A 24,601-nucleotide genomic window follows, 5' to 3' on the forward strand; every position below is an offset into this window, starting at 1 on the left:
CCAGGAGGTGCCATGGCCGGCGTCGACGACATCGACCTGCGCCTCGTGGAGTTCCTGCGCGTCGACGGCCGGCGTTCGTATGCGGACATGGCGGCCGAAGTCGGACTTTCCCTGCCCGCCGTGAAGCGCCGCGTCGACCGACTGCAGGCCACCGGCGTGATCACCGGCTTCACCGCGCAGATCGACTACACCAAGCTGGGCTGGAACATCGAGGCCTTCACCGAGCTGCGCTACACCGGCCGCACCCGGCCCCCGGACATCGAACGCCTCGCGCGCGACCTGCCCGAGGTCCAGGCCGTGTACCTCATCGCCGGCGATCCGGACGCCCTGTGCCACATCCGCGCCCGCGACGTGACCCACCTGCGCCAGGTCATCGACGCGATCCGCGTGTCGGGCGGCGTGGTGGGCACGAAGACGTTCATCACGCTGGGCAGTTCGACGGAGGCCGTGGAAGCCGGCTGATCCCCGGGCTGCGGTATATGTCGTTATACGGAAATCTCCTTGCGGGCCGCGGTTCGGGGCCGCGATCGTGGACGGCGTGGCAGAGATCCGGGAACTGACGGCGGACGACTGGCGCGCGTGGCGGGCCCTGCGGCTCACCGCGTTGTCCGAGGCGCCCCACGCGTTCGGCGCGAAGCTCGCCGATTGGCAGGGCGACGGCGACACCGAGGCCCGCTGGCGCGCGCGGCTCACGGACCGGCCGTTCAACGTCCTCGCCTCCGTCGACGGCCGCGACGCCGGCATGGCCAGCGGCACAACCCCCGACGACGAGGGCGTCGTGGACCTGCACTCGATGTACGTCGCGCCGTTCGCGCGCGGCCACGGCGTCGGCGACGCGCTCATCGAAGCCGTCGCACAATGGGCCGCATCCCAGGACGCCCGCACCGTGCGGCTGCAAGTGTTCGAGGACAACGCGGCGGCCATCGCCCTCTACCGCCGGCGCGGCTTCCTCGAAGAAGGCACGGTGCACTACCGGCGACCGGCGCTGAAGATGGTGCGGGGCCTCACGCACCCGTCACGGTCAGCATGATCGAGTAGATCGACGTCGTCGCGCAGATGTAGAGGATGTTGCGCTTCGGGCCGCCGAACACGAGGTTCGCGACGGGTTCGGGCACCTTCAGGCCGCCGAGCAGTGTGCCGTCGGGGGCGAAGCAGTCGACCCCACCGCCGGTGGCCGCCCAGAGGCGGCCCTGGTCGTCGAGGCGCAGCCCGTCGAAGTTGCCCTGGCGGCAGCGCGCGATCTCGGCACCGCCCGTCAGCGTGCCGCGCGGGGTCACGTCGAAGCGGCGCAGATGGCCGCGTTGCGTGTCCACGACGTAGAGCTGCGAGCCATCGCGGGAGAACGCCAGGCCGTTGGGCCGCTCGAAGTCGTCGGCCACCACGGTGACCGAGCCCGACGGGTCGATGCGGTACACGTGGTCGCCGCCGATCTCGCTCTCGGCGCGGAAACCCTCGTAGTCGCTGGAGATCCCGTAGCGCGGATCGGTGAACCAGACCGCGCCGTCGGCCGCCTCGACGAGGTCGTTGGGGCTGTTGAACCGCTTGCCCTCGAAGCGATCCGCGAGCACGGTGATCGAGCCGTCGTGCTCGGTGCGCGTGACCCGGCGCGGGCCCTGCTCGCACGTGAGCAGCCGGCCCTGGCGATCGCGAGAGTTGCCGTTCGCGTAGCCCGCCGGGTGGCGGAACACGCCGACGGCGCCGGTCGTCTCGTCCCAGCGCAGCATCCGGTCGTCGGGGATGTCGCTCCACACCAGCGAGCGCGCCGCCGGGAAGTACACCGCGCCTTCGGCCCAGCGGCAGCCGTCGTAGAGCCGTTCCAGCCGCGCGTCACCGCCGACGCGCCCGAACCGCTCGTCGAACCTCTCGAACTCCGCTTCGACGTACATCTGGCCCCCAGCCGCCGGATTTCCCGGCCTGGAGCCTACTCAGCCGACGGGCAGCACGCCCTCCAGTGAACCCAGGTCCGAGACCTCCCGCGGCCCGCCCAGCAGGCCCGTCACCGCGACGCAGCGGGCGGCCACCAGGGCGGCGTCGGTGTCGGCGTGCTCTTCCAGGGACAGCACGTCCTGGGCCGTCGGGAAGCGTTCGAGGCGCAGGCCGTCGGCGGCGGGTTTGATCATCAGGCCCGACGAGCCCACGCGGCCGAGCCGGGCCCAGCGCACGCCGCGCAGGTCGGCGAGGTCCACGTCGGGCACGTTGACGTTGAGGACGGTCCGCTTGGGCGCGTGGGCGACCAGCCAGTCGAGCACGGCGACGCCCACCGCGGCGGCGGTGTCGAAGCGCGCGCCCGGGCGGTCGCCGCAGCTGACGGCGAGGGCCGAGCGGCCGGCGGTCGACGCGGTGAGCGCCGCGCCGACGGTGCTGGAGTGCAGCACGGAGCGGCCGGTGTTGTGGCCGTCGTTGATGCCCGCGACCACCACGTCGGGCGGCGGGCCGAGGGCGCCGAAGCAGGCCGCGAGCACGGCGAACGCCGGCGGCGCGGACACGCGGTGCGCCGGCACGCCGTCGAGGCCGGGCAGCGCGTGCGGCTCGCACGCGACGATCGTGCCGTGGTCGATGGCGCCGAGCGACGTGCCGCTGCCGCTGCTGTCCCCCGCGGGCGCGGCCACGACGAGGTCGTGCCCCGCGTCCCGCAGGGCGTGGGCCAGCGCGAGCAGGCCAGGGGCTTCGATGCCGTCGTCGTTCGTGAGCAGTACCCGCACAGTCGCCCGCTCCCGGTTCGTCGGAGTGTTCGGATCGCTAGATTGTGACCACACGTTCGCTGTTGTGTCCACGCCCAACTCCGAACAAAGGAACGTTTCCAGCCAAGATACGCACGTCACCCCCTTGACCAGAAGCCCCCGGGTCCGCATTATGTGATCTGCACGTCACAAACTGGCCGCGAGGAGTGACCCGTGAACGTCGAAGTCGACCCGGTCCTGTGCGAGAGCCACGGGCAGTGCGAGTTCGCCGCGCCCGAGGTGTTCAGCCTCGACGACGAAGCGGTGCTGCACGTCGACCTCGGGCCGGTCGCGAACCTGCGCGAAGCGGTGCACCGCGCGGCCCGCGCCTGCCCCACCCGCGCGATCCGGATCTCGGAGTAGCCCGTGCGGATCGTGGTCGCGGGAGCGGGGCTCGCCGGTTGGCGGGCCGCCGAAGCGCTGCGCGCCGAGGGGTTCCGCGGCGAGATCGTAGTGGCCGGCGCCGAGGCGCACCGGCCCTACGACCGGCCGCCGCTGTCGAAGGGCCTGCTCACCGGCGCCACCGGGGAATCCGCCCTGGCGCTGTCCGAAAGCGACACCGAAGTCACCTGGCGCCTCGGCAACCCCGTCGCGGCCTTGCGCGGCCGCACCGTCGTCCTCGAAGACGGCGAAGAGCTCGACTTCACGGGGCTCGTGATCGCCACCGGCTCGGCCCCCGTGATCCCCGCCGGCCTCACCCGCCCGCCCGGCGTGCACGTCCTGCGCACCCTCGACGACGCCCGCGCCCTCAAAGCCGACCTCACCGGCCGCGTCCTCGTGCTCGGCGCCGGCTTCATCGGCTGCGAGCTCGCCTCGACGTGCCGCGACCTCGGGCTGCCCGTGGCCGTCGCCGACCCGCTCCCCCACCCGCTGATCCGCGTGCTCGGCGAGAACGTCGCCCGGCGCGTCGAGCGGCTGCACCGCGAACGCGGCGTGCGCTGGCTGCTCGGTACCCAGGTCGTGAAGTTCCTCGGCCGGGACCGCGTCACCGGCGCGGTGTTGTCCGACGGCCGCGCGGTGCGCGCCGACGTGGTCGTGATCGCCACCGGCGTCCGCCCGGTCACCGGCTGGCTCGCCGGCAGCGGCGTCGACGTGTCCGGCGGTGTCCGCTGCGACGAATACCTCCGCGTGCTCGACGAATCCGGCGCCGTCGTGCCGGACGTCGTGGCCGCGGGCGACGTCGCCCGCTGGACCCACCCGCTGCTCGGCGCGCCGGTGCGCGTGGAGCACTGGACCACCGCCGCGCTCGGTGCCGCCGCGGCCGCGCGCACGCTGCTGCACGGCCCGCAGACCCCGTTCGACGCCGTGCCCTCGTTCTGGTCCGACCAGTGCGGCCTGCGCATCCAGGGCGTCGGGCTCCCCGGCCGCGGCGAGCAGGTGGAGCTCGTGCACGGCAGCCTCGCCGGGGACAAGTTCGTCGCCCGCTACTCGGCCGGCGGCCGGCACGTCGGCTCCGTCGCGTTCGGCCTGCCCAAGCAGCTCGCCCTCGAACGGCGGCGGCTCACGTCCGCCTGAGTCACCGCACCGCAAGAAACCACACCCACACCACTCAATGACGAGGAGAGGTCTCCATGACCCAGTGGCCCATCTACGACAAGGCGTCGGCGGTCTTCCCGATCTACTCGCGCGCCAACATCGGCGAGATCTTCCCCGACCCGATCAGCCCGCTCAACGCCTCGGCGGGCTTCCAGGCGAACCTCTCGCCCGGCTGGGACGACGCGTTCGTCGCGTGCGGGGTGTGGGACCACGCCACCTACGACTCCGCCGTGCAGCACAACGTGCTCCCCGCGTTCGGCAGCTACCTCTACATCAACATGTCCCTGATGCGCCTGTTCGGCGTGCGCGTGCCCGGCATGACGCCGGAAGCCGTGGACCTGCAGTACTTCGGCGACCTGCCGGGGATTCCCTCGTACGAAAGCGAAAAGCGCGACTTCGACGACAACCCCGAGTTCGAGGCCACGGCCGGGCAGTGGCTGGCCGAGCAGGTCCTCGGCGCCACGGACCTCGCGGCCTACGACGCCGACCGGCGCACCGTCGAGGACATCCGCAAGAACCGCCCCGCCATCGCCGACCTGGGCAACCAGGAGCTGCGCGAGCGGATCACCTCGTTCAACGACGTGCTGCGGCCGCTGCTGAGCCGTCACATCGAGGCGAGCCTCAAGGCCGGCGTCGGCCTGGGTGCCGTCGCGCAGTTCACCGAGGCGATCGGCAAGCCCGAGCTCGCGCTGACGCTGGTGGCCGGCATCGGCGACATCGACTCGACCGGCCCGTCCACCGGCATGTGGGCGCTCTCGCGCCTGGCCCGCACCGGCCCGGTGGCCGCGTTGTTCGACGAGGGCCAGGACGGCCTGGTCGAGCGTCTGCGCGCGAGCAGTGATCCCGAGGTCGTGGCCTTCACCCGTCAGCTCGACGAGTTCCTGACGGCGTGGGACTTCCGCGGCCCGTCGGAGTGGGAGATCCGCGCGAAGACGTGGGGCGTCAAGCCTTCGCTCGTGCTGTCCACTGTGGACCGCATGCGCCAGGCCGACGACTCCGCGTCGCCCGCGGTGAAGAACGCCGAACGCGTCGAGCAGCGCGAGGCGGCCTCCGCCGGCGTGCGAGCCGCGCTGGCGGGCAACGACGAGGCGCTGGGCCAGTTCGAGGCCGTGCTGCACGCGGCCGCGCTGTGGCTGCGGGGCCGGGAACGCGGCCGCACGTCGTGCGCCATGGTCATGCACGAGCTGCGCCTGCCCGCCCTCGAGCTGGGCCGCCGCTTCACCGCCGAAGGGCACCTGGAGCGCCCCGAGCAGATCTTCATGCTGTTCGCCGACGAGCTCGACGCGTTCCTGGCCGACCCGGCGAGCTTCACCACGACGCTGCGCGACCGCGAAGCGGCCTACCTGGACCTGTTCGACCGCGAGCCGCCGTTCGTGGTCGTGGGCCAGCCGGAGCCCGTGGAGAACTGGCCGCGCCGCTCGGGCCGCGAGGTGCAGCCCGCCGTCGCCGGCGAGATCATCCAGGGCGTGCCCGGCTGCAACGGCTCGACGCGCGGGCGCGCCCGCGTGGTCACGAACGCCGACGACCCGTCGGCGCTGGAGCCCGGTGAGATCCTGGTGGCCCCGTTGACCGACCCGTCGTGGACGCCGCTGTTCGTGCCTGCCGCCGCGGTGGTCGTGGACGTCGGCGCGCCGTTCTCCCACGCCGCGATCGTGAGCCGCGAGCTCGGCATCCCGTGCGTGGTCTCGGCGACGGCCGCGTCGGCCCGGATCCCGGACGGCGCCCTCATCGAGGTCGACGGCACCACCGGCACCGTCACGGTGCTGGAAGTCTAGCTCCGGCAAGGGAAAGGGCCTGCACTCCGCGTGGGTGCAGGCTCTTTCCCTTGGGGCACGGACGTTTGTTCAGCCTTCGTCCGCGGCCGAGCGTTCCCGGCCGGCGGACAGCAGGAGGTCCTGGTGCAGTTCCATCCAGATGTCGTGGTACGAGTCGGCCATCGGCCGGGCGAACGCCGCGGTCTCGCCGGCCCGCACCCGCTCCAGCGCTCCGGCGAGGCGCACCGGGTAGGTGCCGAACCGGCCGGCCGACGCGGTCAGTGCGTCGAGCAGGCCGGTCACCTTCGCGTTCACCTCCGCCAGCGACTCGACCACCTCGGCGTCGTACGCGGCGTCGCCGTGGTCGTTGGGCTCGCCGGAGGGTCGCAACTGCCAGGCCGAGCAGACGCGCTTGAACTCGCCGTTCACCGGCAGAAACGCTTCGTACGCCACGGAAAGCGCTTCGGCGGAGCCCGCGACGTCGGCCGCGAGCAGCTCCGGGTGGGCGGCGCGCCCGGCCGGCGTCGGCATGGTTCCGGCGAGCCGGCCTTCGCGGCGCACCGCGAGCCCGTCGTCGACCAGCGCGGCGACCTCGGTGGCCACCTCGTCCGCGGGCAGTCCCGTGAGCGCCTGCAGCACGGGGTCGGGGGCCAGGCCCTTCACGCGCAACGCGTGGAGCACGAGGAACCGTGCTCGGGTGGACGTCGTCATGGGTCACGCTCCTTCGCCGGATGCACCGGAGTCGCCGGACAGGATCCGGTCTCGCAGCAGGGTTTTGTTCAGCTTGCCCGTCGGCAGCCGCGGCAGGCTCACCACGAACTCGACGCGCCGCGGCGCCTTGAACCCGGCCAGCCGCTCGCGGCAGTACTCGATCAGCTCGGCCCCGCTCACCTCGCCGGCGGGCTCGATCACCGCGGTCACGCCCTCACCGAACTCGGGGTCCGGCAGGCCGATCACGGCGGCGTCGGCCACCGCGGGGTGCGTGAGCAGGGTGTCCTCGACCTCGGTCGGGTAGACGTTCACGCCGCCGGAGATGATCGTGTGCCCCTCACGGCCGACGAGGTAGAGGAACCCGTCCTCGTCGAGGCGGCCGAGGTCGCCGACGCTGCGCAGGTCGGCACCCGCGTCGCCGGCGTTGCGGTAGGCCGAGCTGCCCGGCGCGAACCACACCTTCCCGACGGTGCCCGCCGGGACCTCGCGCCCGGCGTCGTCGGTCACGTGCACGCTGCCGGACAACGGTTTCCCCACCGTGCCCGGGTGGGCCAGCGCGTCGTGCGGGCCGACGTAGGTGTGGCCGTAGCCCTCGGACGCGCCGTAGTACTCGTGCAGGATCGGCCCCCACCAGTCCATGATCGCCGTCTTGACCTCGGGCGGGCACGGCGCGCCGGAGGTGAACGCGACGCGGTGGCTGCTCAGGTCGTGGCGCGCCCGGGCTTCCGGGGACAGGCGCAGCAGCCGCAGCAGCATCGTGGGCACCCACTGGGAGTGCGTCACGCCGTGGGCCGCGATCGCCGCGAGCGAGCCCTCCGCGTCGAACCGGTCGAGGCACACGACGGTCCCGCCGAGCGAGAGCGTGATGAGCTGGAAGGTGAACGGCGCGGCGTGGTAGTTCGGCGCCGGAGACAGGAACACGGTGTCGGCGGCCAGCTCCAGCTTCGCCGCGAGCCCCGCGTGGCGGGCTGGCGCGTCGGCCGGGTGCACGCCGAGCAGCTGCTGGCGGAACGCCTTGGGCCGCCCGGTGCTGCCGCCGCTGTAGAGCACCCGCGCGCCGAGCAGCTCGCCGTCGATCGGCGTCTCGGGCCGGCCGGCCACCGCGTCGCCGAGGAATTCCAGGTCGCCGCCCGCGTCCACGGACAGCAGCAGCGCGGGTTTCTCCACCTCACGCAGTGCTTCGGCGACGACGTCGGCGCGGCGGGCGCTGGTGACGATCGCGCACGAGCCGCCGTCGCCCACCGCCTCCGCGAGCAGCGGACCGAGCTCACCGCTGCGCAGGTGCCAGTTCACCGGGGTCACGTAGAGTCCGGAGCGCATGCCCGCGGCGACGAGCACCGGCCACTCCAGCCGGTTCTCGAGCACGAGCAGCAGCGTGCCGCCGGGGCCGATCCCCCGCTCGCGCAGCAGGTGCGCGACCTGGTTGGAGCGGGCCTCGAGCTCGGCGTAGGTGAGGCTCTCGCCGCTCGGCGCCATCACGTACGCCCGGGCGCCGGGCCGCTCGCGCGCAATCGGGGCGGGGTACACGCCATCGACCTCCTTCTCGACTGTTTGTGAATGCTATGTCACGAACGAGCGCCACCGCAACGCCCTTGCTTAGCTCTTCCGTTCTCGGACGTGATGTGCTGTAGTGATTGAGCGTTCGCAATCCAGCAAGGCGCGACAGAAGGGACAGCGGTGTCCGAACAGACGTCCGGCGCGACAGCCGTCGACCTCATGGATCTGGACCTGTTCGCCACGGGGTCCGACCACGAGGCGTTCCGCGAGCTGCGTGAGCACGATCCGCTGCACTGGAACGACGAACCCGGCGGCCGCGGTTTCTGGTCGGTCACGCGGTACGCCGACATCAAGCGCATCGCCGCCGACCACGAGAGCTTCTCCTCCGCCGAAGGGACGCAGATCCCGGACCGCCGCGCCGAGGGGCACGGCGAACCCAGCATCCACAACATGGACCCGCCGCGCCACGGGGCGCTGCGCAAGCTCGTGGTGCCGCACGTGCGGCCCGCGAAGGTCCGCCCGCTCGAGGGCGAGATCGTGACGGTGATCGACGGGCTGCTCGACACCGCGCTGGAGCACGGCGGCACCTTCGACTTCGTGCACACGGTCGCCGCGCAGCTGCCGCTGCTGGTGATCAGCCGGCTGCTCGGCGCGCCGCCCGAGGCGTGCCCGCACATGCAGCGCTGGACCAACCAGATGGCGTCGGACGACCCCGAGTACAGCACGGGTCCGGAGACCGCCGCCCGGGCGCGCGACGAGATCTTCGCCTTCTTCCACGAGCTGGAAGCCGAGCGACGCGCGAACCCGGCCGAGGACCTGGTGAGCGTGCTCGCCCACGCCGCGCCGGGCGGCGAGCCGCTCAACCGCGGCCAGCTCGACGCGTACTACCTGCTGCTCATGGTCGCCGGCAACGAGACCACGCGGAACCTGCTCACCGGCGGGATGATCGCCTTCGGCGCGTTTCCGGAGCAGTGGGCGGCGCTGCGCGCCGACGCGGACCGGATCCCGGGCGCCGTCGAGGAAATGGTGCGCTGGGTGTCGCCGGTGCTGTGCATGCGGCGGACCGCGACACGCGACGTCGAGCTGCACGGCCGCACGATCGAGGCCGGGCAGAAAGTGGTGCTGTGGTTCGCCTCGGGCAACCGCGACGAGACGGTGTTCACCGCGCCCGACGAGTTCCGCGCCGAGCGCACGCCCAACGAGCACCTCGGCTTCGGCTGGGGCGTGCACGCCTGCCTCGGCGCGCACCTCGCGCGGCTGGAAGCGCAGCTGTTCCTGCGCCGCCTGCGTGAGCGCGCCCTGCGCGTGGACGTGCAGGCGCCGCCGGAACGCTTGCGCAGCAACTTCTTCCGCGGCGTGAAGCGGCTGCCGGTGCGGCTGGTGAACGACCGTGGCTGAGCAGTGGCTGGGGCGCGCGGCGTGCCTCGTCGGCGGTGAGTGGCGGACGCCCGACGGGCCCGCGATCCCCGTCGTCGACCCGTACACCGAGCAGCCCATCGGCGAGACGGCCGAAGCCGGCCCTGCGCTGACGGCCGAGGCCGTCACCGCGGCGGACGCGGCGCTCCCGGAGTGGGAACGGACCGGCCCGGCCGACCGCGCCGATCTGCTCGACCGGCTGGCCGACCTGCTCGAGGCCCGCGCGGGCGAGCTGGCGGCGCTGATCACGCGCGAGATGGGCATGCCCGCCACGCTCGCGGCGGCGAGCCAGGGCGACCTGCCGCCGCGGGTGCTGCGCGCGTTCGCCACGGCCACGCGGGCGTTCGGGTGGACCGAGAAGATCGACGGCGCGCAGCTGCACCGCGTGCCGCTCGGCGTGGTCGGCGCGATCACGCCGTGGAACATGCCGGCGCACCAGATCATCGCGAAGGTCGGCGCGGCGCTCGCCGCCGGCAACACCGTGGTGCTCAAGCCGAGTGAGGCCACCCCGTTCGACGCGAACCTCATCGCGGCCGCCGCGCTGGAAGCGGGCTTCCCGCCGGGCGTGTTCTCGGTCGTGCAAGGCACCGGACCGGTGACCGGGGAGGCGCTCGTGGCCGATCCGCGCGTGTCCCATGTGTCATTCACCGGCAGCGTCCCGGCCGGGCAGGCGGTGGCCGCGCTCGCCGCCGGGCACACCGCGTCGACCACGCTGGAGCTGGGCGGCAAGTCGGCCGCCGTGCTGCTGCCGGACGCGGACCTGGCGCGCGCCGTCCCGGCGGCGGTGAAGAGCGGTCTCGTGAACTCGGGGCAGGCGTGCAACGCGACCACGCGGATCGTGGTGCCGCGCAGTGCGCTCGCCGACGTGGAAGCACTGGTCATCGACGCACTCGACGCCGTGGTCGCCGGCGACCCACGTGACCCGGTCACCACGTTCGGGCCGCTGGCCTCGGCGCGCCAGCGCGAGCGCGTGCGCCACCTGCTCGACACCGCCGGCGACGACCGCGCGGTGACACCGCCGCTGCAACTGCTGCCCTCGCACGGGTTCTTCGTCGGCCCGCGCGTCTACTTCGGACTCGACGCCCGGCATCCGCTGGTGCGCCAGGAGGTGTTCGGTCCCGTGCTCGTCGTGCAGCCCTACACCGACGAGGCGGACGCCACCGCGGTCGCGAACGACAGCGACTTCGGGCTGTCCGCGGAGGTCTGGTCGGCCGACCCCGACCGGGCCGAGAGCTTCGCGCGGACGCTGCGCGTGGGCCAGGTCAAGATCAACGGCGTGCGCACCCGCGAACGCCCCGGTGTGCCGTTCGGCGGGCGCAAGAACTCCGGCTACGGACGGGAACTCGGCGCCGAAGGCATCGCCGACCTCACCGCGGTGCAGGCGGTGCTGCGATGACGCGCCGGATCCTCGTCACGGGCGCCGCGTCCGGCGTCGGCCTCGCGCTGGCCCGGCAGCTGACCGACGACGGCGTGGCCGTGATCGGCGTCGACCGCGCCGAGATCCCCGTGCCCGTGGAGCGGGCCCTGCGGGTGGACCTCACCGACTTCGCCGCCGTGCGCGAGGCCGCGGCGAGCGTCGCCGAGCTGGACGGCATCGCCAACGTCGCCGGTGTGCCCGGCACTGCGCCCGCCGCGACCGTGCTCGCGGTGAACGTGGTCGGCACCCGCGTGCTCACCGAAGCGCTGCTGCCGCGCCTGGCCGAGGGCGGCGCCGTGGTGACGGTGGCGTCCATCGCCGCCCACCGCAACACTTTGCCGGCCGAGGCCCTCGACCGGCTGTGCGCTGTGGACAGTGACGTCGAGCTGGCGGACTGGCTCGCGCAGTTCCCGCTCTCGGGCGCCGCCGCCTACGACACGTCCAAAGCCGCGCTCGTCGCCTGGAGCGCGCGGCTGGCCGCCCGGCTGCTGCCGCGCGCCCGTGCGGTGAGCGTGAGCCCCGGCCCCGTGCACACGCCGATCCTGGCCGACTTCCGCGAGTCGATGGGCGCCGAGTCGATCGACCGCGCCGGCGCCGTGGTCGGAAGGCACGGACAACCCGGCGAGGTCGCCGCGGCGGCCGCGTTCCTGCTCAGCCCCGCGGCCTCATGGGTCAACGGCATCGACCTGCCCGTCGAAGGCGGCCTCGCCGCCGCGCGCACGCACCTGGCCGCGGTGGCCGAGCCCGGCACCGTCGAGCCCAGCACCGAAAGGACCACCCGGTGACCACCACGGCGCCTCCCGAGTCGACCGAGACCGTGCTCCCCCTCGACGGCACGCGCCCGCTGGGCCGCGACCTCGTGGGCGGCAAGGCCTACAGCCTCAACCGGATGCGTTCGCTCGGCCTGCCGGTGCCGCCGGCGTTCGCGATCACCGTGGACGTCTGCACCGCCTACCACGCGGGCGGCACGCTGCCCGACGACGTCTGGGCGCAGGTCCTCGACCACCTGGCGCACCTGGAGGAACGCACCGGCCGCCGCTTCGGCGGACCGGGCTGGCCGCTGCTCGTGTCCGTGCGTTCCGGTGCCGCCCGCAGCATGCCCGGGATGATGGACACCGTCCTCAACCTCGGCCTCACGGCCGAGCTGCGCGACACGCTGGCCGAACAGTCGGGCGACCCCGCGTGGGCCGCGGACACGTGGGAGCGGTTCGAGCGCTCGTACTCCGGCATCGTCGGCGGCCCGCCGCCCGCGGATCCGCGCGAGCAGCTGCGTGCGGCGATCGGCGCCGTGTTCCGCTCGTGGTTCTCGCCGCGCGCGGTGAGCTACCGCGAGCACCACGGCATCACCGATCTCGGCGGCACGGCCGTGACCGTGCAGGCCATGGCGTTCGGCAACCGCGACGCCGAGTCCGGCACCGGGGTGCTGTTCAGCCGCGACCCCGGCACCGGCGAGCCCGGCGTCTACGGCGAGTGGCTGGCCCGCGCCCAGGGCGAGGACGTCGTGTCCGGCGAACGGACCCCGGCGCGGCTCGACGAGCTGGCGCGCACGCAGCCGGGCAACCACCGTGAGCTGCTCCGCCTGGCCGGGGTGCTGGAGCGCGAGTACGGCGACATGGTCGACGTGGAGTTCACGATCGAGTCCGGCACGCTCTACGTGCTGCAGGCCCGGGCGGGCAAGCGCACGCCGGGCGCGGCGGCGCGCATCGCCGTGGACCTCGTCGGCGAGGGCCTGATCGACGTCGACACGGCGCTCACGCGCGTGACCCCGGCCCAGGCCACGCAGCTGCTGGAGACGGCCGGCGCGGCCGAGGGCGTCGAGCTCGCCCGCGGCACCGGTGCGGGCCCCGGCCTGGGTGTGGGCCAGGTCGTGACCGACCCGGACGAAGCGCTGGACGCCGCCGACGCCGGGACCGCCGTGGTGCTCGTGCGGCCGTTCACGTCCCCGGAGGACGTGCCGGCGATGTTCGCCGCGGCGGCCGTCGTGACCGAGCACGGCGGGTCGACCTCGCACGCGGCGCTAGTGTGCCGGGAGGCGGGCATCCCGTGTGTGGTCGGCTGCGGCGACGGCACCGTCGACGCGCTGCGCGGCCGCCTGGTGACGGTCGACGGCACGACCGGCGCGGTGCTCGACGGCGACCGCGCGAGCGGCGCGGGCACGACCGTCGACGGTCCCGCGGCGACGCTCACGGAGTGGGCCGCCGCACGGACCGGCGGCGACGGCGCGCTGCCCGAGCTGCTCGCGCTGGTGCACAGTACTGATCCGGCCGAAAAGCAGGCCGGCCCCCCGCGCGGCACGTAACCGTTGCCGCGAAGTCATTCGGCCGTGACTGTGGTCGGATTGGCAACGATGTGCACAGTATCGTCGGCGGACGCGAATGACCGGTTGGGTGAGCAGAAGATGAGCAGTAGCACGCAGGAGACGACCGGCGAGGACCGGGCGGAGGCCGCGCGCGTGCGCGTCCGCGAACTGATCGCCGCGCTGCAGCCCGACGCCGTGGACAAGCGCCCCAACAAACGCGGCGCGCAGACCCGCGACAAGCTCGTGCAGGCCGCCACGGCGTGTTTTTCCGAGTACGGCTACACACGCACCCGCGTCTCGGACATCACCAACCGCGCCGACACCGCGCAGGGCAACTTCTACCGCCACTTCACCAGCCTCGACGACATCTTCCTCGCGGCCCTGCAACCGGCACTGGAGGAGCTCGCGGCGGCCTCGGCCACCGCACCACGCTCCGGCGACGAGCAGCACCACCTGGTGGAGCAGACCATCGCGTACCTCCACTCGTACGCCCGCAACCGCCACCTGCTGCGCGTGATGCGCGAAGCCGCGGCCGCGAGCGAAAACGAGGGCTTCCTCAAACTGTGGCTCCAGGTGCGCTCCGGCTTCGTCCACCGCACCGAACGCTGGCTGCGGCGGCTCCACGAGAGCGGCGTCATCGAGGCCACCCACTACGAGCTCCACGCCGAGGCCCTCGGCTCGCTCATCGAGCAGATGGCCTACGTCCACATCGGACTTCTGCCGGTGACGCCCCGGCCCGAACGCATCCAGGACCTCGGTTCGGTGATCGGCCAGATCTGGTACCGGTCTCTGCCGTTCGTGGCCGACCGCTAGACGGATCCGCCGTTCGGCCCGAGGATGAGCCGATGACGACGACCGACACCCGGCGAGATCGCGCCGGCTTCCGGACTGAGCGGTTTTCGCGCAGCCCCTGGGCTGGGCGAAAACCGGGAGGGAAGAAGCCGGCTTGAGGCGATCTCGCACGCCTCGGCGGAGCCGGGGCAGACAACACAGCCGCGCGGGCGAGCTGTTGCGCACGGACGGGCCGTTCGCGCTGCGGATCGTGGTGACGGCGGCCGTGGCGTGGCAGATCTGTGTGTGGCTGGGCGCGCGGCAGCCTCCGGTGTACGCGGTGATCGTGCCGCTGGTGTCCATCCGGGACGCGCCGTACTCGACGCTGAACGTGTCCCTGGCGCGCGTGGCCGGTGTGGTGTGCGGGCTGTCGATCGGGATTCTCGTGCTGCGTGTGGTGCACCCGTCCGCCGGGGCGCTCGCACTCGTGCTGGCGCTGGCGCTCGCCGTGGGTATCGTGCTGCGCATCGGCGGCACGCTCAACATCCAGGTCGCCGTGTCGGCGCTGCTGGTGTTCGCCAGCACCGACCCGGACTCCTACGCGCTGTCGCGCCTGTGGGAGACGGCCGTCGGCGCCGGGGTGACCGTGGTGCTGGCGCCGCTGCTGCTGCCGGCGAACCCGGCCCGCACGTTCGTGAAAGAACTCCACGAGACCGCGGCCGAACTGGCCCGGAACCTCCGGGCGCCACTCGACGAGGAGGCGGTGCGCGCGGTCGAGACCCGCGCCCGCGCGCTGCCGGGAAAGCTCGCCCTGGCGCGCAAAGCCGTGCGCTCCCACCCGTGGTGGCGCCGCACCGAGACCGACCACCTCGCCGCCCTGGTGCCCCTCGCCCAGGCCGCCTCCGACATCGGCACCCTCGTGCGCATCCACTTCGAGGACACCACCGAGCTCGCCACCCGCGGCGAACCGACCGACACGTCGGAAGTCGCGGGCCCCCTCTCCGACGCCGTGACCGCCGCCCTCACCGGCACGCCCGACCCCCCGGCCCTGGCCACCGCGGAAGCCGCCATCGCGCACAACGCCGAAACCGACGGCACCCGCCTCGGCGCCATCGCGCGACGGCCGCTCCGTCGCATCGCCGCGCTCCTGCGGGAGCTGTAATTTTGGCCCCGGCTCCGCCGGGGCGTGCGAGATCGCCTTTGAGCCGGCTTCCGGATTCGGGCGGTCGGATCGGCCGGGGGCCGATCGCACCGCCCGAATCCGGAAACCGGCGCGATCTCGCGGGGTGGCCGGCTGGATGCCGAACGGCTACCGGGCCGCGCGCCGGGAAAGGCCCAGGGCCGATCGCACCGGCCCGAATCCGGAAACCGGCGCGATCTCGCGAGATGGCCGGCTGGATGCCGAACGGCCGCTGGGCCGCGCGCTGGGAAAGACCCAGGACTGATCGCACCGGCCCGAATCCGGAAACCGGCGCAATCCCGCGAGATGGCCGGCTGGATGCCGAACGGCCGCTGGGCCGCGGGCCGGGAAAGACCCAGGGCCGATCGCACCGGCCCGAATCCGGAAACCGGCGCGATCTCGCGGGGCGGCCGGCTGGATGCCGAACGGCTACTGGGCCGCGCGCTGGGAAAGGCCGAGGAATTCGTTCTGTTCGCGGTCGTAGCGTTGGGTGAGGCCGTTGCCGTAGCGGTCCCACCAGTTCTGGGTGTGCCCGCCCTGCGTGGTGGTCGTGGCGCCGTAGACCTGGCGGTCGTACTCGATGCGGGCGTCGTGGAAGTCCTGTTGGAACTGTTGGGGGGTGAGGCCCTGGATGTGCTGCACGGCGGCCGGGTCGAGGATGGGCGCGCTGCGGACGATGTCGGCGCCGCCCATGTGGTTGAGGATGGCGCGCACGCCGCCGGCGCCGCGCATGTGGGCGCCGGACATCACGGCGGCCTGGGTGCCGGCGTCGGTGAAGTTGAGGGCGCCGGCCGTGCGGGCGTTGGCGGACATCAGGCGCGCGACGACGGCGTGCTCCTCGGGGCTGCCGATGCCGTACTGGTTGCGCGCGGCCATGATCTCGTCGTAGCCGTTGTGCATGCTCTGGCGGAAGCCGTAGACCTCGGGCACCCCGCCCTGCTCGCCGGTCGCGCCTTCCGAGCGCATGATCGAGTCGACGACCCGATCGTCCAGCTGCGTCGCAGCGGCGGCCGGCGCGGCGGCGCCACCCCCGGCAGCCGGAGCAGCCTGCGTACCCCCGCCGAGACCCTGTGCCACGGCCGTGTCCGCATCGGTGTACCCCTGCACCGCCGACTGGACCTTGCCACTCACCTCACCGATGAGGCTCACGAACTTGCCGAGCGAAGAGACCAGCTGCGACTGCAGCGTCGAGTTCGCCGCGGCCACCCCGCTGCCGATCCCGGCGAACGAGAGCGCGTCGATCACGAGCGACTCGAGGTCGCGCGTCGAGGACAACGCCGAGGAGCCCAGGCTCTCCACGTTCTTGACGATCGACGACACCTCGGCCGGCAGTACCCGGTAGCTTCCCGCTGTCATGCCTGCTCCGTCCGACTCGGCTGCTTTCCCGTCGAGAATTCCCCACCGACCGCGCCCGGCACACGGCCGAATTACCCACTCGCCGACCCCGCCGGTATCGAATCGGAGGAGGGTGGGTATGTGTGGCGCATGGAAGCGGACGAAACCCGGCACGAGCGGGTCGACGAGGAGATCGAGCGGCTCGACGAGCGGCTGTGGTCGATCGCCCGTGCGCTGCACGCCGGGCCCGAGCCGGCGGACGCCGAGCACGAGGCCGTCCGCGCGCTGACCGGTGAGCTGGCCGAGGCGGGTTTCGCCGTCGAGCACGGTGTCGCCGGCCTGGCCACGGCGTTCACCGCGCGTCGCGGCGAAACCCGGCCGTGCGTGGCTCTGCTGCTGGAGTACGACGCGGTACCCGGCCTCGGCCACGCGAGCGGGCGCAACCTCGTCGCGGCGGCCGGTCTCGGGGCCGCGCTCGCCGCCCGAGCCGTCACCGGCGACGACCGCGGCTCGATCCTCGTCGTGGGCTGCCCCGCCGCGGAACCGGCCACGGGCAAGGCCGCTCTCGCCGCCGCCGGGGTGTTCGACGACGTCGACGCGGCACTGGTTTTTCACCCCGGCACGCACACCTGGACGTGGGCACCGCTGACCGCCCGCACCGACGTGCGCGTGACCGTCCACGGCCGCGCCGCGCACCCGACCGCCGAGCCCCGCCGCGGCGTCGACGCGGTGGCCACGCTCGTGCAGACCTTCACCGCCGTCGCCGCGCTGCAGGCACGCCTGCCCGCCGGCTTCCACGTGCAGGGCATCATCACGCGCGGCGGCGAGTCCACCGCCGTCGTGCCCGGCCTGGCCGAGGCGCGGTTCGGGCTGTCCGCGCCGACCACCGCGGCGCTGGAGCGGCTGGTGTCCGACGTGACGGCGTGCGCCGAGGGCTCGGCCCTGGCCACGGGTGCGAAAGCCCGGACCGACCGGCTCGGCCCCGGTTGCGCGCACTTCCGCGACAACCCCGTGCTGTCGAGCCATTTCGCCCGCCACCTCGCCGCGCGCGGCATCCACGCGACGCCGCCGGACCCGGGTGTGTTCCCCGGTTCCTCCGACGTCGGTGACGTCAGCCTGAAGGTGCCCACGATCCACCCGTTCGTCGCGATCCTCGACCCGGGTCACGCCGAGGGCACGCCCGAGTTCGCCGCGGCGGCCGCGTCACCACGGGCCCGTTCGGTGCTGCTCGCCTCGGCCGCGGCACTCGGCCGGACCACTGTGGACCTGCTGGCGCACCCGGCTCTGGTGAGCCAGGCGTGGGACTGCTTCGCCGACCAGGCCCGTGCCGAGCGCACGGGCTGACCCCGAAAGGACCCACCATGGCCGACGTGCTCACCTTCGGGATCGAAGAAGAGTTCCTCGTCGTCGACGACCGGGGCCGTCCGGCGCACGCGGCCGCCGCCGTCCTGGAGTCGGCGGACGACAGCGGCGCGGGCGAGTTCCAGCAGGAGCTCACCAAGGCCCAGGCCGAGACCGCGACCGGCATCTGCGTCACCCACGACGAAGCCGTCGAGCAGCTGCAGGCGATGCGCACCTCGCTCGCCCGCGCGGCCGACCGGCGCGGGCTGCGGATCCTGCCCTGCGGCAGCTCGCCCGTCTCCTCCGGCGAGCTCCCCGCCATCACCGCGACCCCGCGCTACCGCCGGATGGCCGCGCACTTCGGCGCCACTGCGCAGACCACGCTCACCTGCGGCTGCCACGTCCACGTCGCCGTGCCGGACCCGGAGACCGGCACGCGCGTGCTCGGGCACGTGCGGCCGTGGCTGCCGGCGCTGCTGGCGCTCACGGCCAACTCGGCGATCGCGGACGGCCGCGACACCGAGTACTGCAGCTGGCGGCACCAGGAGTGGGCGCGCTGGCCCTCGGCCGGGCCGCCGCCGCGGTTCGCCTCGCACGCGGACTACGAGGGCGTCGTGGACGCGTGGCTGCGCTCGGGCGCGATCCTCGACCGCGGGATGGTCTACTGGGACGTGCGCCTGTCGGAACAGCAGCCGACGATCGAGTTCCGGGTCGCCGACGTCGCCGCCACCGTCGAAGAGGCCACGCTGCTCGGCGTGCTGTGCCGGGCGCTCGTGGCCACGGTGCTCGACGCCGGCGATCCCCCGCACCTGTCCAACGAGGTGCTGCGCGGCCGGCTCTGGCGCGCCTCCCGCGAAGGCGTCACGGGCCACTGCTCCGACCCGGGCACCGGCGACCTGCTCCCTGCCGTCGAGGTGCTCAGGCGGCTGACCGAGTTCTGCGCACCCGCCCTCCGTGCCGCCGGGGACACCGTGTTCGCCCGCGAAGGCCTCGCTCGGCTCGCCCGCGACGGCGGCGGAGCCGACCGCCAGCGGCAGCTCTTCGCGAACCGGGAAAACGCCCTCGACGTCGTCGACCGCTTCGCCGTCCCGGCCGGCGCGGCGAGACCGGCGACGGCCTGACCCGCCCGGACGGTGGCCAGGCCGGCACCCGGTTACGATGAGTGGTCAGTTCGGAAACCCGCCCCAGTCCCCGGCGCCAATGGAAAGGCAGCGACATGCCTGTCGAGCCTCGGTTCGCCGGCCCGGTGCGGGTGCTGCTCGTGGAAGACCACGACATGGTGGCCCAGGCTCTCGAGCTCGCCCTGCAGCGCTCGCCCGCGATTTCCGTGGTCGGGCGCGTCCGCTCGCGCGAAGCCGCGACGACCGACACGGCCCGGCTGAGGCCCGACGTCGTGGTCCTCGACCGGCGCCTGCCCGACGGCGACGCCGTGGCCGCGATCGGGGACCTCGCCGCACTCGGCTCGCAGGTTCTCGTCCTCACCGGCGACGCCACTCCGGCCGTCGCCGCGCGCGTGGCCGAGGCCGGCGGCCGGGGGCTGCTGCTCAAGTCCGCGCCGCTCGACCAGCTGGAGTCGGCCGTGCAGCGCGTGGCCGAAGGCGAGGTCGTGTTCGACGCCGCCCTGCTGCCCGGGGTGCTCGACCGGCTCACCGGCCGCGCCGGCGGCAACGGCTCGGCGCTGACCGCGCGGGAACGCGAGACGCTGCAGCTGCTCGCGGAAGGCGCGAGCACGGAGGAGATCGGCGACCGCCTCGGCGTCACCCGCAACACCACCCGCAACCACGTGCAGCGCGTGCTGGAGAAGCTCGGCGCGCGCTCGAAGCTCGAAGCGGTCGCCTTCGCGCGGCGCGAGGGCCTGCTGGATTGATGCACCTGCGTCAGTGACGCGGTGGTGATCTGCGTCTGCCGCACGGCGGGCGTTTCGCGCAGAGTGGGGACGTGGAGGTCCCTGCGCCCGTCGACGTCGAATGCGTGCTGCCCGAATCGGTGGCCGGTCTCGCGTCGGCGCGCGACTTCACGCGGGCGACCCTGACCGGCTGGGGCTTCGGTGCCGTGGCCGACGACGCCCTCCTGATCGTGACCGAGCTGGCCACCAACGCCGTGCAGCACGGCGAGGGCAAACCCGTGCTGCGGCTCAAGTACGGCGAAGCGGTGGTCCGGCTCGAGGTCGCCGACGACAGCGCCGAGCTGCCCGCGACCCGCGAGTCCGGTCCGGACGGCGGCTGGGGCCTGCGGCTCGTGCAGGAGCTGGCGCTGGCGTGGGGTGTCACACCCGGCGAGTCGGGAAAGGTCGTGTGGTGTGAGCTCGGCCGGGCTCCGCGCGGGTGAACCGGAAGCTGCCCGCGTGAGCCGGATGGGGCAGAGTTGGGGCATGGACGACCCCGCGGTGGACGACCTCGGCCTGCTGGTGCGGGGAGTCCTCGACTACGCGATCTTCATGCTCGACCCGGCCGGCCGCGTCCTGAGCTGGAACGCGGGCGCCGAGCGCATCAAGGGCTACCGGCCCGAGGACATCATCGGCCGGCACTTCTCCGTGTTCTACCCGCCGGAGGAGATCGCCGCGCGCAAGCCCGAGCGGGAGCTGGAAACCGCGCTCGCCGAAGGGCGCCTGGAAGACGAGGGCTGGCGCATCCGCAAGGACGGCACCCGCTTCTGGGCCAACGTCGTCATCACCGCCCTGTTCGACGACGAGGGAAATCACCGCGGCTTCGGCAAGGTCACCCGCGACATGACCGAGCGCCGCACCGCCGAGCAAGCGCTGCGCGAGAGCGAGGAACGCTTCCGCTTGCTGGTGCAGGACGTCTCCGACTACGGCATCTTCATGCTCGACACCGGCGGCCGCATCGTCAGCTGGAACGCCGGCGCCCAGCGCATCAACGGTTATCACGCCGACGAGATCATCGGCCGGCACTTCTCGGTCTTCTACCCCGCCGAGGACATCGCCGCCCGCAAACCCGCGCGGGAGCTGGAAACCGCGCTCGCCGAAGGGCGCCTGGAAGACGAGGGCTGGCGCATCCGCAAGGACGGCACCCGCTTCTGGGCCAACGTCGTCATCACCGCCCTGTTCGACGACGCCGGCAACCACCGCGGCTTCGGCAAGGTCACCCGCGACATGAGCGAACGCCGCGCCGCCGAACAGGCCCTGGTGCAGCGGCGCCGGCTGGTCGGGCACCTCGTCGACGCCCAGGAGGTCGAGCGCCGGCGCATCGCGTGGGACGTGCACGACGACTCGATTCAGTCGATGGTCGCCGTCGGCATGCGGTTGCAGCTGCTGGCCGACCGGCTGCCCGAGGAACACCGCGAAGGGGTGCACGCGCTCGACGAGTCGGTGCGCGCGGCGGTGGGCCGGCTGCGCGCGCTCGTCTCCCGGCTGCGGCCGCCCGACCTGGACCGCCACGGGCTCGTGGTCGCGCTCACCGGTCACCTCGAAGAGGTCCTGCCCGGCTGGGGGCTCCAGTACACGCTGCGCCACGACCTCACGGCCGAACCCACCTCGGAAGCCGCCGTGACGGGATACCGGATCTGCCAGGAAGCGCTCACCAACGTGCACAAGCACGCCCGCGCGTCACGAGTGGAGGTTTCGTTGTCCACAGTGGACAGGGGCACGCTCTTCCGCGTGACCGACGACGGGATCGGCACCGCCGTGACCGGCACCGACCCGGGCCGCGACCACTTCGGGCTGATCGAGATGCGCGAACGCGCCGAGTCGGCCCACGGCTGGTGGTCCATGTCCAGCAAGCCCGGCGAAGGGACGAGTGTGGAGTTCTGGCTGCCGAGCGCCCCGGACGAGCAGCGGTGACCGGCCCCCTGCGCGTCGTGATCAGCGACGACGACGACATGATCCGCGACGCCCTGCGCGAAGTGCTCGAGGAGCAGCCCGACATCGAGGTCGTCGGCGTCGGGCGCGACGCGGAAGACGCGATCACGCTCGCCGAGCGCCACCGGCCCGCCGTCGCGGTGCTCGACGTGCGCATGCCCGGCGGTGGCGGGGCCCGCGCCGCGCGCGAGATCGTGACCCGCTGCCCGGGAACGGCGGTGCTCGCGTTCTCCGCCTACTCCGACCACGCGTCCATGGCCTCCATGGAGACCGCGGGTGCCGTCGAGTACCTCACGAAGGGTGTGCCGAACCGCGAGATCGTCGCGGCGGTGCGGCGGCTGGCCGGACGGTAGCCACGCGCTCACGAAGGGTCCCGGTCGCCGGGACCGCGTGCGTCCGATCGGAGCCACTTGCGCGGGATCGCCCGTGTGGCAGGAAATTCACCCGAAAATGGGGTGTGAGGCGACCCGGAACGGGGTAGCCGATGCTCGCCCCACAGGGCGATCCCCTTCCCCGGCGACAGAGAGGGTTGCGTCGTGAGCAGCTTCGTGGATGCGGACCTCGGCGTGGACCACCGCTTCGACCGCGCGTTGCGCGGCTACCTCGCGCGGGTGGCCGCCGCGGTGGGCGTGGGACTGGAGTCCTGCACGGTCGACCTCGACCTGCCCGTCTCGGCCTACATCGCCCTCGACCGGCGGCTGGGCCGCTTCCCCGACCGGGACCTGGCGCTGCTGTGGGACGAGGTGCACGGCTGGTCGGCGGCGATCGAGGCCTCGTGCGGGGAGGACCTGATCGTGCTGGCCTACCTCGACGGTGACGACGTGCTCGCCGAACCCGCCGCCGTCGAGCGCTTCCTGGGGGCGCTGCGCGCGGCCGACCACTCCCTCGGCCGCCCCGACCCGCGCAAGCTGCGCCGCGCGGGCGGGCACGACGAACTGCTGGACCGCCTGGCCTGACGCGGGGTGATGCGTCGGCGCGGGCGAAAGCGGGTAGTCCCCGGTCGGGAAAGGAGTGCGTCATGGCACCGAAACGGCCCGTCTGGAGCGGCTCGCTGACCCTCGGCCTGGTGACGGTGCCGGTGCGGCTCTACAGCGCGATCGAGGACCACACCGTGCACTTCCGCCAGTTCGAGCGCGGCACGAGCGACCGCATCCGCTACCGGCGCGTGAACGAGCGCACCGGCGACGAGGTGGAGCTGGCCGAGATCGTGAAGGGCTACGAGCTCGACGACGGCGACTACGTGCTGGTGGAGCCCGAGGAACTCGACGAGATCGCGCCCGGGCGCAGCAAGTCGCTCGATGTGGAGGCGTTCGCCGACCTCGCCGACATCGACCCGATGTTCTTCGACCGCACCTACTGGCTCGCCCCCGCGGGCTCCGACTACGACAAGCCGTACTCGCTGCTGCTGGCGGCGATGGCGAAGACGGACAAGGCGGGCGTGGCCAAGTTCGTGCTGCGCGGGCGCGAGTACCTGGCGCTGGTGCGGGCCGGCGACGGCGTGATGCTGCTCGACACGTTGCACTTCGCCGCGGACCTGCGGGACCGGGAGAAGTCGCTGCCGGACCTGCCGGAGAAGGCGCCGGCGCGCGGCAAGGAGTTCGACATGGCCGTGAACCTCATCGACGCGCTCACCGAGGACTGGCGGCCCGAGGACTACCGCGACACCTACACCGACCGCGTCCACGAGCTCATCGAGGCCAAGCGCAAGGGCGACAAGGTCACGCCGGCCGCCGAGGCCGCGGAGCCGACGAAGGTGGTCGACCTGTTCGAGGCCCTGCAGCGCAGTGTGAAGAACGGGAAGCGGCGCGGCAAGAAGGAGAAGGGCCCGCAGCTCGCGGACCTCACCAAGGCGCAGCTCGACGAGCTGGCCAAGGAACGCGAGATCAAGGGCCGCTCGAAGATGAAGCGCGCGGATCTGGAACGGGCGCTGGAAGAGGCGTCCTGACCGTCGCCTCGGCGTTCACCGGGGTAACGCGAGCAGCCAGTCCAGCGCGGTGGGCAACGCGTTGAGGATCGAGATGTGCCCGTCGCGGGGCCGCAGCCACAGCTCGGCGTCGGGCAGGTGGGCCAGCAGGTGCTGCGCGTGCGACGCGGGAATCACGCGGTCGGCGCCGCCCTGCGCCAGCAGGACCGGCACGCGCACCTCGGCGAGTTCGAAGCCCCAGCCCGACGCGTAGGCGACGTCGTCGTCGACCTCACCGTCGTGGCCCGCGCCGCCGGCTTCCCCGGCGTCCGCGCCGAGCGGTCCCCACGCGCCGTCCAGCGCGGCCCAGTCGGTCGCGACGAAGCTCTCCGGGTCGAACTCGTGCGCCAGCGCGTGGGCCATCCGCGCTTCGCGGCCTTCACGCGCGGCGCGCAGCGAGGTCGGGTCGGCCATCCCGGCGAACCAGTCGAACTCCTCGGTGTACGGCGCGACCCCGGCCAGCGTCACGGCCGCGGTGACGCGATCCGGCAGTTGCGCCGCAGCCCCCAGCGCGTGCGACCCGCCGCCCGAAGCCCCGACCACCGCGAAGCGGCCGAGCCCCAGTGCGTCGGCGAGCACGCGCACGTCCTCGGCCGCGGACCCGATGGTGCGGCCCGGCACCACCGTCGACCCGCCGTAGCCGGGGCGGCCGTAGGAGACGACACGGATCCCGCGCGCGTCCGCGGCCTGCAGGACGGGTGCCAGCAGCGCTCCGGTCTGCGGCGTGCCGTGGAACCAGACCACGGTGAGGGTGTCGCCGCGGCCGCTGTCGTGCACGCGCAGCACACGGTCGCCGGCGAGAGTCAGATCATGTGAGGTCCCCATGCGGCGCGACTCTAGCGGC

26 protein-coding genes are annotated in these 24,601 nt (G+C 73.2%); 20 read left to right on the forward strand and 6 right to left on the reverse strand.

Annotated elements, in window-relative coordinates:
• Positions 1 to 12 precede the first annotated feature (12 nt).
• A complete protein-coding gene (locus ACFY1H_RS24855; RefSeq protein WP_366581154.1) occupies positions 13 to 462 on the forward strand; it encodes an Lrp/AsnC family transcriptional regulator in 450 nt (149 codons plus the stop codon).
• A 76-nt stretch (positions 463 to 538) separates the two neighbouring features.
• Entirely contained in the window at positions 539 to 1,030 is a 492-nt protein-coding gene (locus ACFY1H_RS24860) for a GNAT family N-acetyltransferase (protein ID WP_366581152.1), read from the forward strand.
• Here the strand turns inward: ACFY1H_RS24860 and ACFY1H_RS24865 are convergent.
• Both ACFY1H_RS24865 and surE read right to left on the reverse strand, forming a co-directional pair.
• A complete protein-coding gene (locus tag ACFY1H_RS24865; protein ID WP_366581150.1) occupies positions 1,005 to 1,886 on the reverse strand; it encodes an SMP-30/gluconolactonase/LRE family protein in 882 nt (293 codons plus the stop codon). The two genes, ACFY1H_RS24860 and ACFY1H_RS24865, sit on opposite strands and share 26 nt — an antisense overlap.
• Before the next feature lie 39 nt (positions 1,887 to 1,925).
• On the reverse strand, positions 1,926 to 2,702 hold the full coding sequence (gene surE / locus ACFY1H_RS24870) for a 5'/3'-nucleotidase SurE (protein WP_366581148.1): 777 nt from the start codon (positions 2,700 to 2,702) through the stop codon (positions 1,926 to 1,928).
• Positions 2,703 to 2,894: 192 nt separating this feature from the next.
• Between surE and ACFY1H_RS24875 the strand changes: the two genes are divergently transcribed.
• From ACFY1H_RS24875 to ACFY1H_RS24885, 3 genes are read left to right on the forward strand one after another with little or no spacing between them, the layout of a single operon-like run.
• Positions 2,895 to 3,083 (forward strand): ferredoxin, encoded by a 189-nt coding sequence (locus tag ACFY1H_RS24875; RefSeq protein WP_366581147.1) that lies wholly within the window; start codon positions 2,895 to 2,897, stop codon positions 3,081 to 3,083.
• Positions 3,084 to 3,086: 3 nt separating this feature from the next.
• Positions 3,087 to 4,235 (forward strand): NAD(P)/FAD-dependent oxidoreductase, encoded by a 1,149-nt coding sequence (locus ACFY1H_RS24880; protein ID WP_386949981.1) that lies wholly within the window; start codon positions 3,087 to 3,089, stop codon positions 4,233 to 4,235.
• Positions 4,236 to 4,291: 56 nt separating this feature from the next.
• Positions 4,292 to 6,031 (forward strand): PEP-utilizing enzyme, encoded by a 1,740-nt coding sequence (locus tag ACFY1H_RS24885; protein WP_366581143.1) that lies wholly within the window; start codon positions 4,292 to 4,294, stop codon positions 6,029 to 6,031.
• Between the two features lie 69 nt (positions 6,032 to 6,100).
• Here ACFY1H_RS24885 and ACFY1H_RS24890 read toward each other — a convergent pair whose 3' ends face one another.
• Together ACFY1H_RS24890 and ACFY1H_RS24895 are read right to left on the reverse strand one after the other, a co-directional pair.
• Positions 6,101 to 6,721 carry a MarR family transcriptional regulator gene (locus tag ACFY1H_RS24890; RefSeq protein WP_386949984.1) on the reverse strand — a complete coding sequence of 207 codons (621 nt, stop codon included), beginning with the start codon at positions 6,719 to 6,721 and terminating at the stop codon, positions 6,101 to 6,103.
• A gap of 3 nt (positions 6,722 to 6,724) precedes the next feature.
• Entirely contained in the window at positions 6,725 to 8,248 is a 1,524-nt protein-coding gene (locus tag ACFY1H_RS24895) for an AMP-binding protein (RefSeq protein ID WP_386949987.1), read from the reverse strand.
• A 150-nt stretch (positions 8,249 to 8,398) separates the two neighbouring features.
• On the opposite strand from ACFY1H_RS24895, the gene ACFY1H_RS24900 reads away from it, so the two are divergent.
• From ACFY1H_RS24900 to ACFY1H_RS24930, 7 genes are all read left to right on the forward strand, one after another.
• Positions 8,399 to 9,616, forward strand: coding sequence for a cytochrome P450 (locus tag ACFY1H_RS24900; RefSeq protein ID WP_366581137.1), 1,218 nt, complete (start codon positions 8,399 to 8,401; stop codon positions 9,614 to 9,616).
• Complete coding sequence (locus tag ACFY1H_RS24905) at positions 9,609 to 11,030, forward strand: aldehyde dehydrogenase family protein (protein ID WP_366581135.1); 1,422 nt, start codon at positions 9,609 to 9,611, stop codon at positions 11,028 to 11,030. The genes ACFY1H_RS24900 and ACFY1H_RS24905 overlap by 8 nt, the downstream gene beginning before the upstream one ends.
• Positions 11,027 to 11,836 carry an SDR family oxidoreductase gene (locus ACFY1H_RS24910; protein ID WP_386949991.1) on the forward strand — a complete coding sequence of 270 codons (810 nt, stop codon included), beginning with the start codon at positions 11,027 to 11,029 and terminating at the stop codon, positions 11,834 to 11,836. Before ACFY1H_RS24905 ends, ACFY1H_RS24910 begins: the two co-directional genes overlap by 4 nt.
• Complete coding sequence (locus tag ACFY1H_RS24915; RefSeq protein WP_386949994.1) at positions 11,833 to 13,350, forward strand: pyruvate, phosphate dikinase; 1,518 nt, start codon at positions 11,833 to 11,835, stop codon at positions 13,348 to 13,350. Before ACFY1H_RS24910 ends, ACFY1H_RS24915 begins: the two co-directional genes overlap by 4 nt.
• Positions 13,351 to 13,449: 99 nt before the next feature.
• Complete coding sequence (locus ACFY1H_RS24920; RefSeq protein ID WP_366581129.1) at positions 13,450 to 14,163, forward strand: TetR/AcrR family transcriptional regulator; 714 nt, start codon at positions 13,450 to 13,452, stop codon at positions 14,161 to 14,163.
• Positions 14,164 to 14,359: 196 nt separating this feature from the next.
• Positions 14,360 to 15,283 (forward strand): aromatic acid exporter family protein, encoded by a 924-nt coding sequence (locus ACFY1H_RS24925; RefSeq protein WP_386949997.1) that lies wholly within the window; start codon positions 14,360 to 14,362, stop codon positions 15,281 to 15,283.
• 136 nt (positions 15,284 to 15,419) lie between these two features.
• Positions 15,420 to 15,566 carry a hypothetical protein gene (locus tag ACFY1H_RS24930; protein ID WP_386950000.1) on the forward strand — a complete coding sequence of 49 codons (147 nt, stop codon included), beginning with the start codon at positions 15,420 to 15,422 and terminating at the stop codon, positions 15,564 to 15,566.
• Between the two features lie 164 nt (positions 15,567 to 15,730).
• Here ACFY1H_RS24930 and ACFY1H_RS24935 read toward each other — a convergent pair whose 3' ends face one another.
• A complete protein-coding gene (locus ACFY1H_RS24935) occupies positions 15,731 to 16,657 on the reverse strand; it encodes a hypothetical protein (protein WP_386950003.1) in 927 nt (308 codons plus the stop codon).
• Positions 16,658 to 16,786: 129 nt separating this feature from the next.
• Here ACFY1H_RS24935 and ACFY1H_RS24940 point away from each other — a divergent pair, with 129 nt between their 5' ends.
• The 8 genes from ACFY1H_RS24940 to ACFY1H_RS24975 all read left to right on the forward strand — a co-directional run bounded on the left by ACFY1H_RS24940 (position 16,787) and on the right by ACFY1H_RS24975 (position 23,739).
• Positions 16,787 to 17,980 carry a peptidase dimerization domain-containing protein gene (locus ACFY1H_RS24940; protein ID WP_366582103.1) on the forward strand — a complete coding sequence of 398 codons (1,194 nt, stop codon included), beginning with the start codon at positions 16,787 to 16,789 and terminating at the stop codon, positions 17,978 to 17,980.
• Positions 17,981 to 17,997: 17 nt separating this feature from the next.
• The gene (locus tag ACFY1H_RS24945) at positions 17,998 to 19,098 is read left to right on the forward strand and encodes a glutamate--cysteine ligase (RefSeq protein ID WP_366582104.1); all 1,101 of its coding nucleotides are present in this window, start codon (positions 17,998 to 18,000) and stop codon (positions 19,096 to 19,098) included.
• A gap of 95 nt (positions 19,099 to 19,193) precedes the next feature.
• Positions 19,194 to 19,844 carry a response regulator transcription factor gene (locus ACFY1H_RS24950; RefSeq protein ID WP_366582105.1) on the forward strand — a complete coding sequence of 217 codons (651 nt, stop codon included), beginning with the start codon at positions 19,194 to 19,196 and terminating at the stop codon, positions 19,842 to 19,844.
• Between the two features lie 71 nt (positions 19,845 to 19,915).
• Complete coding sequence (locus ACFY1H_RS24955) at positions 19,916 to 20,305, forward strand: ATP-binding protein (protein WP_366582106.1); 390 nt, start codon at positions 19,916 to 19,918, stop codon at positions 20,303 to 20,305.
• Between the two features lie 43 nt (positions 20,306 to 20,348).
• Positions 20,349 to 21,776 (forward strand): PAS domain S-box protein, encoded by a 1,428-nt coding sequence (locus tag ACFY1H_RS24960; RefSeq protein ID WP_366582107.1) that lies wholly within the window; start codon positions 20,349 to 20,351, stop codon positions 21,774 to 21,776.
• Complete coding sequence (locus ACFY1H_RS24965) at positions 21,773 to 22,147, forward strand: response regulator transcription factor (RefSeq protein ID WP_366582108.1); 375 nt, start codon at positions 21,773 to 21,775, stop codon at positions 22,145 to 22,147. Before ACFY1H_RS24960 ends, ACFY1H_RS24965 begins: the two co-directional genes overlap by 4 nt.
• A 183-nt stretch (positions 22,148 to 22,330) precedes the next feature.
• Complete coding sequence (locus ACFY1H_RS24970) at positions 22,331 to 22,750, forward strand: DUF6292 family protein (protein ID WP_366582109.1); 420 nt, start codon at positions 22,331 to 22,333, stop codon at positions 22,748 to 22,750.
• 62 nt (positions 22,751 to 22,812) lie between these two features.
• A complete protein-coding gene (locus ACFY1H_RS24975; RefSeq protein WP_366582110.1) occupies positions 22,813 to 23,739 on the forward strand; it encodes a Ku protein in 927 nt (308 codons plus the stop codon).
• A gap of 15 nt (positions 23,740 to 23,754) precedes the next feature.
• Here the strand turns inward: ACFY1H_RS24975 and ACFY1H_RS24980 are convergent, their stop codons facing one another.
• Positions 23,755 to 24,582 carry an alpha/beta hydrolase gene (locus ACFY1H_RS24980; protein WP_366582111.1) on the reverse strand — a complete coding sequence of 276 codons (828 nt, stop codon included), beginning with the start codon at positions 24,580 to 24,582 and terminating at the stop codon, positions 23,755 to 23,757.
• Positions 24,583 to 24,601 lie beyond the last annotated feature (19 nt).

Source organism: Amycolatopsis sp. NPDC001319, assembly GCF_042896185.1.
Classification (GTDB): domain Bacteria; phylum Actinomycetota; class Actinomycetes; order Mycobacteriales; family Pseudonocardiaceae; genus Amycolatopsis.

Excerpts from the sequence above, each read along its gene's own strand:
- ACFY1H_RS24855 (WP_366581154.1), top strand. The coding sequence starts at position 13 with ATGGCCGGCGTCGACGACATCGACCTGCGCCTCGTGGAGTTCCTGCGC.
- ACFY1H_RS24865 (WP_366581150.1), bottom strand. The coding sequence starts at position 1,886 with ATGTACGTCGAAGCGGAGTTCGAGAGGTTCGACGAGCGGTTCGGGCGC.
- ACFY1H_RS24885 (WP_366581143.1), top strand. The coding sequence starts at position 4,292 with ATGACCCAGTGGCCCATCTACGACAAGGCGTCGGCGGTCTTCCCGATC.
- ACFY1H_RS24890 (WP_386949984.1), bottom strand. The coding sequence starts at position 6,721 with ATGACGACGTCCACCCGAGCACGGTTCCTCGTGCTCCACGCGTTGCGC.
- ACFY1H_RS24910 (WP_386949991.1), top strand. The coding sequence starts at position 11,027 with ATGACGCGCCGGATCCTCGTCACGGGCGCCGCGTCCGGCGTCGGCCTC.
- ACFY1H_RS24920 (WP_366581129.1), top strand. The coding sequence starts at position 13,450 with ATGAGCAGTAGCACGCAGGAGACGACCGGCGAGGACCGGGCGGAGGCC.
- ACFY1H_RS24930 (WP_386950000.1), top strand. The coding sequence starts at position 15,420 with ATGCCGAACGGCTACCGGGCCGCGCGCCGGGAAAGGCCCAGGGCCGAT.
- ACFY1H_RS24935 (WP_386950003.1), bottom strand. The coding sequence starts at position 16,657 with ATGACAGCGGGAAGCTACCGGGTACTGCCGGCCGAGGTGTCGTCGATC.
- ACFY1H_RS24940 (WP_366582103.1), top strand. The coding sequence starts at position 16,787 with ATGGAAGCGGACGAAACCCGGCACGAGCGGGTCGACGAGGAGATCGAG.
- ACFY1H_RS24945 (WP_366582104.1), top strand. The coding sequence starts at position 17,998 with ATGGCCGACGTGCTCACCTTCGGGATCGAAGAAGAGTTCCTCGTCGTC.
- ACFY1H_RS24950 (WP_366582105.1), top strand. The coding sequence starts at position 19,194 with ATGCCTGTCGAGCCTCGGTTCGCCGGCCCGGTGCGGGTGCTGCTCGTG.
- ACFY1H_RS24960 (WP_366582107.1), top strand. The coding sequence starts at position 20,349 with ATGGACGACCCCGCGGTGGACGACCTCGGCCTGCTGGTGCGGGGAGTC.
- ACFY1H_RS24975 (WP_366582110.1), top strand. The coding sequence starts at position 22,813 with ATGGCACCGAAACGGCCCGTCTGGAGCGGCTCGCTGACCCTCGGCCTG.
- ACFY1H_RS24980 (WP_366582111.1), bottom strand. The coding sequence starts at position 24,582 with ATGGGGACCTCACATGATCTGACTCTCGCCGGCGACCGTGTGCTGCGC.